The organism is Planctobacterium marinum, from assembly GCF_020687805.1.
Lineage (GTDB): Bacteria > Pseudomonadota > Gammaproteobacteria > Enterobacterales > Alteromonadaceae > Planctobacterium > Planctobacterium marinum.
On record NZ_JAJEWQ010000003.1, the window covers coordinates 172201 to 184011 of the forward strand.

General features: G+C 46.7%; 15 protein-coding genes. 7 read left to right on the top strand and 8 right to left on the bottom strand.

Annotation, left to right across the window (positions count from 1 at the left end; translation table 11 throughout):
* Positions 1-8 precede the first annotated feature (8 nt).
* The 5 genes from LJ740_RS10505 to LJ740_RS10525 form a co-directional block, all read right to left on the bottom strand.
* Positions 9-806 carry a nucleotidyltransferase domain-containing protein gene (locus tag LJ740_RS10505; protein ID WP_229529051.1) on the bottom strand — a complete coding sequence of 266 codons (798 nt, stop codon included), beginning with the start codon at positions 804-806 and terminating at the stop codon, positions 9-11.
* Between the two features lie 122 nt (positions 807-928).
* On the bottom strand, positions 929-1645 hold the full coding sequence (locus LJ740_RS10510; protein WP_229529052.1) for a sulfite exporter TauE/SafE family protein: 717 nt from the start codon (positions 1643-1645) through the stop codon (positions 929-931).
* Positions 1646-1850: 205 nt separating this feature from the next.
* On the bottom strand, positions 1851-2456 hold the full coding sequence (locus LJ740_RS10515) for a DNA-3-methyladenine glycosylase I (RefSeq protein ID WP_229529053.1): 606 nt from the start codon (positions 2454-2456) through the stop codon (positions 1851-1853).
* Between the two features lie 15 nt (positions 2457-2471).
* On the bottom strand, positions 2472-2756 hold the full coding sequence (locus LJ740_RS10520; protein ID WP_229529054.1) for a YciI family protein: 285 nt from the start codon (positions 2754-2756) through the stop codon (positions 2472-2474).
* Complete coding sequence (locus tag LJ740_RS10525; RefSeq protein ID WP_229529055.1) at positions 2757-3353, bottom strand: TetR/AcrR family transcriptional regulator; 597 nt, start codon at positions 3351-3353, stop codon at positions 2757-2759.
* A gap of 341 nt (positions 3354-3694) precedes the next feature.
* Here LJ740_RS10525 and LJ740_RS10530 point away from each other — a divergent pair, with 341 nt between their 5' ends.
* On the top strand, positions 3695-4627 hold the full coding sequence (locus tag LJ740_RS10530) for a hypothetical protein (protein ID WP_229529056.1): 933 nt from the start codon (positions 3695-3697) through the stop codon (positions 4625-4627).
* Positions 4628-4798: 171 nt separating this feature from the next.
* The gene (gene ruvX, locus LJ740_RS10535; protein ID WP_229529057.1) at positions 4799-5221 is read left to right on the top strand and encodes a Holliday junction resolvase RuvX; all 423 of its coding nucleotides are present in this window, start codon (positions 4799-4801) and stop codon (positions 5219-5221) included.
* Positions 5222-5261: 40 nt separating this feature from the next.
* On the opposite strand, the gene LJ740_RS10540 is transcribed toward ruvX, so the two are convergent.
* The 3 genes from LJ740_RS10540 to LJ740_RS10550 form a co-directional block, all read right to left on the bottom strand.
* Complete coding sequence (locus LJ740_RS10540) at positions 5262-5564, bottom strand: putative signal transducing protein (protein ID WP_229529633.1); 303 nt, start codon at positions 5562-5564, stop codon at positions 5262-5264.
* A 283-nt stretch (positions 5565-5847) separates the two neighbouring features.
* Positions 5848-6966 (bottom strand): PilT/PilU family type 4a pilus ATPase, encoded by a 1119-nt coding sequence (locus LJ740_RS10545; protein WP_267498231.1) that lies wholly within the window; start codon positions 6964-6966, stop codon positions 5848-5850.
* A 77-nt stretch (positions 6967-7043) separates the two neighbouring features.
* A complete protein-coding gene (locus tag LJ740_RS10550) occupies positions 7044-8087 on the bottom strand; it encodes a type IV pilus twitching motility protein PilT (RefSeq protein ID WP_229529058.1) in 1044 nt (347 codons plus the stop codon).
* Between the two features lie 37 nt (positions 8088-8124).
* Between LJ740_RS10550 and LJ740_RS10555 the strand changes: the two genes are divergently transcribed.
* From LJ740_RS10555 to LJ740_RS10575, 5 genes are all read left to right on the top strand, one after another.
* Positions 8125-8826 (top strand): YggS family pyridoxal phosphate-dependent enzyme, encoded by a 702-nt coding sequence (locus LJ740_RS10555; RefSeq protein ID WP_229529059.1) that lies wholly within the window; start codon positions 8125-8127, stop codon positions 8824-8826.
* Between the two features lie 20 nt (positions 8827-8846).
* Positions 8847-9668 carry a pyrroline-5-carboxylate reductase gene (proC, locus tag LJ740_RS10560; RefSeq protein ID WP_229529060.1) on the top strand — a complete coding sequence of 274 codons (822 nt, stop codon included), beginning with the start codon at positions 8847-8849 and terminating at the stop codon, positions 9666-9668.
* An 8-nt stretch (positions 9669-9676) separates the two neighbouring features.
* On the top strand, positions 9677-10219 hold the full coding sequence (locus LJ740_RS10565; RefSeq protein WP_229529061.1) for a YggT family protein: 543 nt from the start codon (positions 9677-9679) through the stop codon (positions 10217-10219).
* Between the two features lie 17 nt (positions 10220-10236).
* Positions 10237-10677 carry a DUF4426 domain-containing protein gene (locus tag LJ740_RS10570; protein ID WP_229529062.1) on the top strand — a complete coding sequence of 147 codons (441 nt, stop codon included), beginning with the start codon at positions 10237-10239 and terminating at the stop codon, positions 10675-10677.
* 247 nt (positions 10678-10924) lie between these two features.
* Positions 10925-11800, top strand: coding sequence for a diguanylate cyclase (locus LJ740_RS10575; protein WP_229529063.1), 876 nt, complete (start codon positions 10925-10927; stop codon positions 11798-11800).
* The last annotated feature ends 11 nt before the right edge of the window (positions 11801-11811 follow it).

Sequence of the window (11811 nt, forward strand, 5' to 3'; positions counted from 1 at the left end):
TGTGTTACTTATTTAATTGCCAGTTCGGTGTTTAAGTATTTTAAGCAATATTCCTGAGCATCAGCATTGACTGATACCTCTTCATTACTTCTTAACTCAAGATAGATTGATATCACGTTATTTAGAGCATTCACCAAAGACGCCTTATCGTGACCTGCCAATGTCATCTTCAATTTATCTGCAAAGCTCGGTAACCTTGTTTCCAGGTTTCTGACACCCGATGGCACCATCCCGTTTTGCTGCAACGCCAGTGGCGAAAGCACCGTCGTTCTTAAAAATGATAAGAATTCAATCGCCTCAAAGTACTCTCCCCGGGCTATTTTACCAACAGCATAGTGCACCCAAACCCAAAATCGGTTTTCAATCCAATTTATATCAGGCTGGGGATACTGATAATCAGAGGCAGCGAAGACGTCAGTTAAACAATTTTGTCTCTCCCACAATACCTTAGTGTTGTCCACCCGATTAGCCGCGTCGTTTAATGTCACAAACTTAAAATCAACATGGAGCAATTCCGGTAGAAAAAGCGCAATAATCAAACGAGGCTCCCCGACATGTTCGCCCGTAAAACTGACTAAACACCCGCTGATGCTGTTAATCATTCTTAAGCGTGCATGCATTACCTCTTCAAAATCTGATGGGTCTGTCGCGATAACTAAATCTAAATCACTGTATCGATCCATATTATCGGATGCGAATGACCCCCCGGCTCCAATTCCCAGGATCCTGGCGTCTTTTGAAAGTTCGATGATTATTGTGTTGAGCAAGCGCTCATGTGCCGCAGACAGCGTTTTTGGATAACTCATATTTTACCTGCTGTGATGTAAGGTTAAGAACTGCAAAAAGCAGTTAGTGCGGTAAAATTAGCGCAGCATTACAGCGTACGGTGCAGGGGCATAAATTTCAATCAATTTGTACTTTTCGCTGGTCACACAACCACCACCGCTATCATTCTGACAGCCAGCAAGGTCAATAGTATTTTAATGGCGAGAATGATGTGTTCATTAGGTACAGCAAGTCGTAATTTAGTACCAATGAAAGAGCCAAGTATGGCGCCAGCCACCATAAAGAGTAGTAATTCTACGTTGCTAAAAAGCTCAGCCGTTACATAGGCAAACACCGGTATTTTCGCCAGGTGACTAATCGTCATAAACATGGAACTGGTGGCGATAATGTCATCTTTAGAATCCAGTTCTTTCGTTAACACAGATAGCGACAATGGCCCGGTTGCACCAACCACTAAGCCCAGACCCGTTTGCAAAAACCCGATAAGGTAATAGCTCTCAAACCGTTTTATAAAGTCCGCGAAATGAGCACTCCACAGATTCAGCAGAATATATACACCAATTGCTAACGGCACATAGGTGGTGGGCACGCTGAGCAAGATGTAACCAAATAACAAAACCCCAAACAGTGAGCCAATGAAGAACTTAGGAAACAGTGCCCACCTGACATGAGACAATGAAAACACCATTCGTGAAGAATTGCTGGCAATTTGGGTTATGCCATGTATCGGGATGATTAAAGCGGGATTTAAAAATACAGGAAGGATGGCAATTAACAGCATACCACCGCCAAACCCCACCACACCGGCTATCGCGGAGGTGCACAGTGAGATTAACCACAGAACAATCTCAGTACTCAAATAGTTACCTTGCTCTTTAGCATTTAATTTTTGAACTTCAGATTATCTGATACTGGCAATAACCAAACAACCATCATAATTATTGCCAAATAGAAAACCATATAAATGACAATCAACTGAGCTTAGTTCATCAATGGCAACTCCAAGGGCAAGAAAGCCAACTTTGCGAAAAAAACTCTAAGGTACTTAAGCGCTATATCGACCGCTAAGGACGATCGAATTTTTGTCTGGCTTTCTCTACCTTTTCGCGAGAGTGACATCCGATTTGGTGATCATTGATCAATCCCATTGCCTGCATAAACGCGAACACGGTCGTGGGCCCAACAAACTTCCAGCCACGTTTTTTCAGATCTTTAGACAGCGCCACAGACTCCGCTGAAGTGGATCGGGTTTGCGGCTCATGAGCACTTGTATCTGTCGGTTCAAAAGACCAAAAGTAAGCCGCCAGTGAACCAAATTCCCGTTCCATGTCAATGGCTTTTTGGGCATTATTAATGACTGCTTCGATTTTGCCTCGGTGCCTGACTATCCCTTTATTTTGCAGTAGTTCGGCAACATCGTTGTCGCTAAACCCGGATATGGCGTGAAAATCAAAGTGGGCAAATGCGACTCTGAACGCATCTCTTTTCGCCAGGATAGTGCGCCAGCTCAATCCTGACTGAAAACCTTCAAGGCAAATTTTTTCAAATAACCTGCGATCATCCTTTACCGGAAAGCCCCACTCTGTATCGTGATACTCCGCAAACTCCTCGGTCGTCGCAGCCCAAGCGCAACGAATCACAGCGTCATTCTCTGTTTCTGCTATTGTCATATTCCGGCTCCTGGTTCAGGCTAAGAATGCTAAACGACTGTCAATTTTAGACGGTGCAATCTCATGGATTTCAGCGGTCACCACCCGCTGTTCTACGAATGGGTCCTGGGCAATCCTGTGCTGTAACTTATCCACCGCAGTATTGTGCGCAATGATTGACCCGCCTTTGCCTGGTTTGATACTACCCGCCAACAGAAATACACCATCATCAAATCCTTGTTGCAACCAGGCGTTGTGTGCCGCCATCAACTCACCGGCCTGAGCCTTGTTTTCCGAAAATGTCAAAAATACGATAAACATCTAGTTATTCCTCTCGTTTGCTGAATTCGCTGTGTCGCTGCGGTGTAACTCATCAATCCATATGCACATCGCAGTGACTTCGCGTTTCACATAAATAAAGTCGCCAAAGGCACTGCCTAAAACCGCGACCCCCTGACTCCATGACAACACCCGCATCGCATATTCATCAGCCTTGTCTGATTCGCCGATCTCCGTAAATTGCTGCCGCAACCAGACGCGAAATAACGCAAATACTTTTTGCGCGTCTTTATTTTCAGGATCGCGTTTTACCAATTCATTAGACAGCGTACCCACCGGACAGCCAAAGACTCTGATTTTGTCCCAGTTTTGAATAACAATATTGATGTAGTGTTTGATCCTTTCTTGCGGCCCGGTGCTGGCGCCCTCCCAATGTTGCAACATATTCGCCGTTTCGCTTAACCGAAAGCCCACCACCGCATTCAATAAAGCGTCTTTAGATTTGAAGTGGTGGTACAAGTTTCCTTTTGAGATGCCAAGCCGACTGGCAACATGCAAAAAAGACGTGGCCTCAAATCCCTGCTCATAAAACAGGTCACTGGCTACAGCAATGATTTTTTCCCGGGTATTCACATTCACAGTCGATGCCTCTGGTGCAGCCTATTAACTAAGCTGGTACTTACACATTAAATGCGTTTATTAGTATGCAACTATACTCTGAGTTTAGGACGATCGTCCCAACAACACAATAGGACGGTCGTCCTATTTTATAATTACATGAATTTCCTGGTAATTTTCTTTTTGCAGGCGACTGCAACGGTCAATAAATCTGGATTTACCGGTAATTTTCGGGAAACTGAAACAGTAATACCTACATTCACTTTGAAAAACGCTGAAAATACAGCTGTAATTAGGGCCATAACACTCTTTCAGTAATACCGGGGCACCGCCTCACAAACTGATAGTTTCCGGAGATTATGATGCAGAAAATCGCGTATTTAACCTTGATAATTTTGCTGTGGAGCTTCAGCCAGGCCCAAGCTGTTGAAATTGGTTTCAGTGGCATGGCCAGAATAAATGCCGACTCTTTTCTGGTAGTCACCGACAAAAAAGGCTATCAACAGGGGGACCGCCTGGGCGTGTTAAAAACCCGAACCGATGCGATACCGGAATTTACTGCCATCAGCATTGCCGACTGGAAGCACAGTGACGGCCAGGCCAGCGATCTGGAGTCGGTCTGCCAGATCCCGGGGAAAAGTAACGAGTTTCTGCTGGCGGAATCCGGCTACTGGAAGGGTCAGTTTGGCCGACTTTTTCACATTGCCTTAACTATACCCACTGCCGTTGTCAAAACCGTGTATCAATTACCGATGTTAACAGGCAGCGATGACAAAATTGATGGCGATAACTTCGAAGGTATCGTCTGCCTTGAACACAACCGTAAATTCTATGTAGTGTTAGGAGAAAGAGGCGGAAGTGAGGCCTACCCAAATGGTGTGCTGCGCATCGGCGTTTTAGATTATGATCGAAGTCTGCTTTCCTGGGATGAATATCAGGACAAAGCTGTCACTGTTGTCGCTCCTGAATTGTGGGGCAATCCTCAGCTCAGACGTACTATTTCGGATCTGCATCTGGACAATCAGGGTACGGTTTGGGCCGTTGCCACCGAGGACGCTGGTGATGAGGGCCCATTTCGTTCAATTGTATACCCTGCAGCGTCGGTTACCGATGCGACACACTCAGAGCCGCTGCAAAGGGTCAATGCCCCCAAAATATTCTGGCAGATTGATGGATTTAAGGTAGAAGCGTTAGCCGCTCCCTCAGTAATGGTTCCGGGCAGTGTGTTGAGCATTGGAACAGAAGACGAGTCTTACGGTGGCACCTGGCGACCATTATTTGCGGCGCCGCAGTAAACCATAGAATGCGCTCTAATGAAGCCAGATGCTGTGACATTGATCCGGTCGCCTTCGCATAAAACCGGTCCTATTAATCCGGTTTTAATAAAAACTGGTTCAATACAGAGCACAGTCTGATTACAATTCGCTGTATGACAAACTACCCCATGGCAAAAATTCCAGTTCACCATGAATACACTTCTCGGATTTGATTTTGGTACCCGCAGTATTGGCGTTGCCGTTGCGCAGGCGATAACAGGTACTGCAGCACCACTGGAGGCATTAAAAGCCACTGATGGCATACCCGACTGGCAGAAAGTGGAAGCCTTATTTGCAGAGTGGCAACCTGATCGCGTGGTGGTGGGATTACCGCTGAATATGGATGGCACCTGGCAACAGGTAACCTATGGCGCCCAGAAGTTTGCCAACCGCTTGTCCAATCGCTTCAGAATGCCAATAGATACCTACGATGAGCGCCTGACTACCGCCGCTGCCAAAGAAAAGTTATTTGAATTGGGCGGCTATAAAAAACTGCAGAAAGGCAAAATAGACAGTGTTTCTGCCTGTTTGATTGCGGAAAGTTGGTTAGAGAATGTCTATTATCAGGAATAAGCTGAGCCAATTTAGTCATCTCGTTCCTTGAATCACTCCATCAGGGTGAAAATTCAGTGCCGCATTGCCAGCAGATTTCAAAACTGGCTTCGTTTTCTTCCTGACACTGGCGGCAAATCCAGGGGCTGCCCTGCACTTCAGAAGCTTCAAATTCAGCAATCAATTTGCTGGCCCGGTTAAACCACTCATTGTCGGTTAACCAGATTTCTGGCCAGGCATCAAACGGGGAAATTTCCCCGACACCGCCAATGGCAAATTCGTTTTTGATAAAGCAGGGAATACCGTAACTATCCAGCAGATCTTTAATCTGCTGGATGCGTAAACGATTTTCACTGCAAAACACTTTTACCAAGTTGTTATACCATTTCCATTATATATTTGCCCACCTCAGTGGGTGATGAAAAGCATTTAGACAAGGCGGATGTTTGCCGGTCTAGTGGGCCTAAATCAAAAACATCCAACACAGTATAAATGCTTTTCAGCCCCATCGTAGACGCGCCTCAAGAACATTATTTCTTTGTTGCGCGAAGCTCACAAGACCACCAGTATTCTTTCATTCGCACGCCTCGAACTAATGTCCCTGAGGCTGCGCTGAGAGGGTAAATATACAATAGAAATGGTATCTATCAGTCCATATCAATTGTTACGTCGCTCAATGAGCCCAGGGTGTTACCCGCATCACTGTCCAGTTTGATCATCAGGCGCAAATCATTGGGCGAATCAGCATGATGCAGCGCCTGATCCATGGTGATCTTTTCTGCTTTTAGCAGATCATAGAGTGCCATATCAAAACTCTGCATCCCCATCTCTTTGCCTTTTCTCATGGCTTCTTTCAGGCCGGAGATTTCGCTACGCTGGATCATATCGGTCACTAAAGGCGAGTTAAGCAATATCTCAATGGCGGCAACGCGCCCTTTACCATCCACGGTGGGTACCAGCTGCTGGGCCACAATCGCCCGCATATTCAGACTTAAATCGTAACGCAATTTGGCGTGTTGCTCTGGCGGCGCTAAATGCATGATCCGCTCAATCGCCTGGTTGGCGTTATTGGCGTGCAATGTGGCCACACATAAATGACCGGTGTCGGCAAAGGACATGGCATATTCCATGATTTCCATAGAACGGATCTCACCAATCAGAATAACATCCGGCGCCTGACGCAATGAGCTTTTCAAAGCATCATCAAAAGACAGAGTATCGATACCCACTTCCCGTTGCGTAATGACGCAATTCTGGTGTTCGTGCACAAACTCGATGGGATCTTCAATGGTCAGGATGTGGCCATAGGAGTTCTTATTGCGATGGCCAATCAGGGCGGCCAGTGAGGTGGATTTACCGGTACCGGTTCCCCCGACAAACAAGATCAGACCGCGCTTGGCCATAATGATGTCTTTTAATACCGGCGGTAGCCCAAGGTCTTCCGCATTGGGGATTTGGGTGACGATACGACGCACTACCATACCCGCCTGATCCCGTTGCCAAAATGCACTGCAACGAAAACGCCCGATGCCTTCGCGCACGATGGCGAAGTTACACTCCCGCGATTGAGCAAATTCTGCCCGTTGTTTTTCGTTCATGGCCTGATGTACCAGGCTCAGGGCACCGGCTTCATCCTGTGCCCCCTTTTGAAGCGGGGTCATTTTGCCATTGATCTTTGAGCTTACCGGAAAACCGGCGGTCACAAACAGGTCGGAACCGCCTTTGTCCACCATAAACTTCAAAAATGCGTCTAACTCAATTGCCATTGTTCTGTTCTCTCATTATTTTCCGGACGGCTTTCGCCGTTCCGGATTAGTCCATTTTATTAAAGCCAGCCCTGCACTTATCCGCCGAAACCACTTTGTTTATTGGTGCTCTTCGATGCGGCATCCTGAGGAGAAATCAGCCCCTGAGCCACCAATTTTTGCAAACACTGATCCATAGTCTGCATACCGTGTTGCATACCGGTCTGAATTACCGAGTACATCTGCGCCACTTTGTCTTCGCGGATCAGGTTTTTGATAGCCGGGATACCCACCATAATTTCATGGGCCGCAACACGACCACCGCCCACCTTTTTCAGCAGAGTCTGTGAAATAACCGCACGGATAGATTCCGACAACATGGAACGTATCATGGCTTTTTCTTCCGCCGGGAACACGTCGATAATACGGTCGATGGTTTTTGGCGCAGAGTTGGTGTGCAGTGTACCAAACACCAGGTGACCGGTTTCTGCCGCACTGATGGCCAATCGGATGGTTTCCAGATCCCGCAATTCACCCACCAGGATGATATCCGGATCTTCCCGCAATGCAGAGCGCAATGCATTGTTAAAGCTATGGGTATCGCGGTGCACTTCCCGCTGGCTGATCAGGCACAGTTTGTTTTGATGCACAAATTCGATGGGGTCTTCAATGGTCAGTATGTGTTCCCGCTTAGAACTATTGATGTAATCAATCATAGCCGCCAGCGTGGTACTTTTACCCGAACCCGTGGCCCCGGTAACCAATACAATGCCAGTGGGATGCTGAATAATTTCCCGGAAGATATCCGGAGCACCCAACTGATCCAACGTTAACACTTCGCTGGGAATGGTCCGCAACACCGCTGCCGCACCGCGGTTTTGCACAAATGCATTTACACGAAAACGGGCCAGATCTTTGACCTCAAAAGAAAAATCCGTTTCCAGATTTTCTTCGTACTCTTTGCGTTGTTTGTCGTTCATGATTTCATAGACCAGCGCTTTAACCTGCTTGTCATTGAGAGGATCGATATTGAGTTTTCGCATTTCCCCATCAACCCGAATAATGGGTGGCAACCCTGCAGAAAGGTGTAAATCGGATGCTTTATTCTTGACACTGAAAGCCAAAAGTTCGGTAATATCCACGGTGTTAACTCCGTACAGTTTATTTTTTAATGAGTATATGAATACAAAAATAGCAGATAGCCTGCAAAGCGCACTGGAAACTATCCATCAGGCTGCTCAATCGGTCAATAGACAAGCAACAGAAATAAAATTGCTGGCGGTCAGCAAAACCAAACCCGCCGTTATGGTAGAAGAAGCCTGGCAGGCTGGACAAAGGGCATTTGGCGAGAACTATGTGCAGGAAGGACTGCAAAAAATTGCTGATACCCGCCATTTAGAAGACATCGAATGGCATCTCATCGGGCCATTGCAATCCAATAAATGTAAGCCGGTGGCTGAACATTTTGACTGGGTACAAAGTGTGGACAGGGCTAAGATTGCACAACGCCTCAATGACAACCGCCCGGAAAATCTACCGCCACTCAATGTCTGTCTGCAGGTGAACATCAGCGCTGAAAGCAGTAAATCCGGTCTGTCTGAATCAGAGGTTTTGTCTTTGGCCGACAGCATTGTACAAACCATGCCACGGCTGCAATTGCGGGGTTTGATGGCCATTCCCTCCAATACCGATGATGTTCAAAAATTGTGTGATGAATTTCAACAAATGCAGCAACTCTTTAGCCAACTGCAACTAAGCTATGATAAGGTAGACACCCTTTCGATGGGTATGAGCGGCGATGTGGCGCTGGCCATTGCTAAAGGCAGCACCATGGTGCGTATCGGCACCGCAATATTTGGCGCCCGCTCCCCAAAACTATAAACCGTTAACGGAGTTTCGCTTTGCAAAAATCTACTATTGCCTTTATCGGCGCAGGAAATATGAGTCGTGCCATCATCTCTGGATTGGTATCCGGCAACTACCCCACTGACGCAATTATGGCAAGCAACCCGTCCACTCCCAAACTCGACGGCCTGAAAGCTGAATTTGGCATTCTGACCACCCAGGACAATGTCGAAGCCATTAATTTTGCCGATGTGGTGGTGCTATCAGTAAAGCCTCAATTAATGGCCGAAGTCTGCGCTGCATTCAGTGAAAAGTGCGACCTGACCGGCAAGTTATTCGTTTCTGTCGCGGCAGGCATCAATGCTGCGAGATTGCAGGAGATGTTAGGTGGTCAGTACCCGCTGATCCGCACTATGCCCAATACCCCCTGTGCACTGGGTAAAGGCGTTGTAGGCTTGTACGCTTCACCTGAGGTTAGTGACGAACAAAAAGCGTTTGCACAATCTCTGATGGCCAACACCGGAGAGGTGATTACGGTAGACCAGGAGTCCATGATAGACGGCGTGATTGCAGCGGCAGGCAGCAGTCCGGCTTACTTCTTTTTATTCTTAGAAGCCATGCAGAAAAAAGCCATTGAGCTGGGCTTCAGCAATGAACAATCACGGGTGATGGTGCAGCAAGCCATGTTGGGCGCTGCAGAAATGGTTTGTCACAACCCACAACTTGAATTATCCGAACTTAGAGCCCAAGTCACCTCTAAGGGCGGCACTACGGCTAAGGCTGTAGAACACTTACAAAATAGCGGCTTAGAAGATATTGTTGCAGGCGCAATGCAGGCAGCTATTGATCGGGCCAGGGAAATGTCGGAATTGTTTTAGGAAACTCTATGAACGCAACCTATTTTTTAATCAGTACCCTGTTTGATTTGTACCTGATGGTGGTTTTATTGCGCCTCTGGTTACAACTGGTTCGGGCTGATTTTTACAATCCTTTCAGTCAGTTTGTGGTTAAAGCCACCCACCCCATTGTGGCTCCTTTGCGCCGAATTTTACCCTCTATCGGCTCACTGGATACCGCCACTTTAGTATTGGCTCTGGCAATAGGTATGCTCAAGGTAACCGTGCTGGCACTGATGTTTGGCACCGGCCCGGTTACCCCGGTTGCGATAGCATTTTCGGGTGCCATTGTAGTATTCAAGGAAATATTCTCACTACTGTTTTGGGTATTGGTGATCCGGGCGTTATTAAGCTGGTTTAGTCAGGGTTACAATCCGGTTGAACTCGTGCTGCACCAGTTAACAGAGCCATTGTTAGCCCCCATCAGAAAGATCATTCCCCCAATGGGCGGACTGGATTTATCGGTACTGGTGGCGTTGTTAGGGCTGCAGTTTATCCAGCTATTGCTGCAAGACTTAATTCCGTTCTTTTAACGCTTCGGAGAACTATCATGGCTAGATTGATTAAAGTGCGCTTACTTACGTTGCTGCTGTGCAGCGTCGCGGCATTATTTAATGCCGCTAACGCCGAGCAGTACGAAACTCTGGGCAACTGGGATGTGCACTATATTGTGATTAACACCAGCTTTCTGACTCCGGAAGTAGCCCGTGCTTACGGTATTCAACGCAGTCAGTTTCAGGGGCTGGTGAACATATCAGTATTGGATAAAGATAGCCATGAAGCCCAGTCCGTCTCGGTAATGGGTGATGCCACCAACCTCCTGGGCACCAAAAAATCACTCACCTTTAAAGAAGTTAAAGAAGGTGATGCCATATACTATCTGGCGGTATTGCCTTTCAGGGATCAGGAACAATATCGCTTTAACATCAATATCCAACACGGTAACGAACAACAAACGCTGAAGTTTAAACACAAATTTTACAGCGAATAATCAGCAACTACCCACTGAATTCGGCCTCCGGTTCTGATTGAGGCCCTTTCCCCTTGCTCAAGTTAATGAAATACGATAAAACGTAAACTAAATGTAAACATATTTCAGTTTCAGCGCAAAAATCGCTAAATATTGGCTATAATTCCATGACAAAGCGCCAAAACTGTAATTTGTTTTCGTTTTACTCAAGGTCTGACAGTGTGCAGACGTTAACTGTGAATTGAATAAGTATAAGACGGCCCAATCTATGAGATTAAATTCTGCGTTTTTGATCATCATCTCGATGTGCATCTCCATAACGACCTCTGCGGCAGAAATTGCCGTTAAACACCCTAACGTTGACCCCAACTCACCGCGCGATTACTGGCCCGTAGAATTACTCAAAATGGCGTTGCGCTATGATACCGCCAATACCTATAACACCTCTCCGGCTGCTGAGCAGGAAGTCAACCAGGCGCGATTAAAAAGTATGATGAACGATGGTTCATTACACGTTTTCTGGATTGGTACCTCCACCGAAGTTGAGCAAGAATTCAGACCGGTAAGAGTTCCCTTGTTTAAAGGCCTGCTGGGTCACCGTATTTTTATTATCCGGCAAGGCGACCAGGCAAAATTTAGCCGGGTCAATACCATGTCAGACTTGTTACAACTGCAGGCCGGCCAGGGGCGATTCTGGTCAGATACTCCGATACTGGAGTCAGCAGGTATTGAGGTGGTAAAGCCAGTCAAATACATCAACCTGTTTCATATGTTAGATGGCGGCCGATTTGATTATTTTCCAAGAGCTGTTCACGAGCCCTGGTCAGAAGTGAACCGCGATCCTAAGTTATCGCTGACCATTGAAACCGATTTAATGCTCATTTATCCCATGCCCCTGTATTTCTTTACGGCAATAGACAATATTGAGTTGGCTTCGGCAATTGAATCCGGATTGCGCAAGAGTGTCGCCGACGGTACCTTCGACAAGATGTTTTTTGAAAACCCGGATATTCGCTCTGCACTGGAAAAAACAAATGTTGCCCGTCGCAAGGTATTTCGCATAGATAACCCCAGTTTGTCGCCGCAAACACCACTGGACGAAAAAGAATTGTGGTTTGATATTGAGAGCGTATCGAATCTTTAGTTCCTTCGAAT

Coding starts and splice junctions, on each gene's coding strand:
- LJ740_RS10505 (WP_229529051.1), bottom strand. CDS start 806: ATGAGTTATCCAAAAACGCTGTCTGCGGCACATGAGCGCTTGCTCAAC.
- LJ740_RS10515 (WP_229529053.1), bottom strand. CDS start 2,456: ATGACAATAGCAGAAACAGAGAATGACGCTGTGATTCGTTGCGCTTGG.
- LJ740_RS10520 (WP_229529054.1), bottom strand. CDS start 2,756: ATGTTTATCGTATTTTTGACATTTTCGGAAAACAAGGCTCAGGCCGGT.
- LJ740_RS10530 (WP_229529056.1), top strand. CDS start 3,695: ATGCAGAAAATCGCGTATTTAACCTTGATAATTTTGCTGTGGAGCTTC.
- ruvX (WP_229529057.1), top strand. CDS start 4,799: ATGAATACACTTCTCGGATTTGATTTTGGTACCCGCAGTATTGGCGTT.
- LJ740_RS10545 (WP_267498231.1), bottom strand. CDS start 6,966: ATGGCAATTGAGTTAGACGCATTTTTGAAGTTTATGGTGGACAAAGGC.
- LJ740_RS10555 (WP_229529059.1), top strand. CDS start 8,125: ATGAATACAAAAATAGCAGATAGCCTGCAAAGCGCACTGGAAACTATC.
- LJ740_RS10565 (WP_229529061.1), top strand. CDS start 9,677: ATGAACGCAACCTATTTTTTAATCAGTACCCTGTTTGATTTGTACCTG.
- LJ740_RS10570 (WP_229529062.1), top strand. CDS start 10,237: ATGGCTAGATTGATTAAAGTGCGCTTACTTACGTTGCTGCTGTGCAGC.
- LJ740_RS10575 (WP_229529063.1), top strand. CDS start 10,925: ATGAGATTAAATTCTGCGTTTTTGATCATCATCTCGATGTGCATCTCC.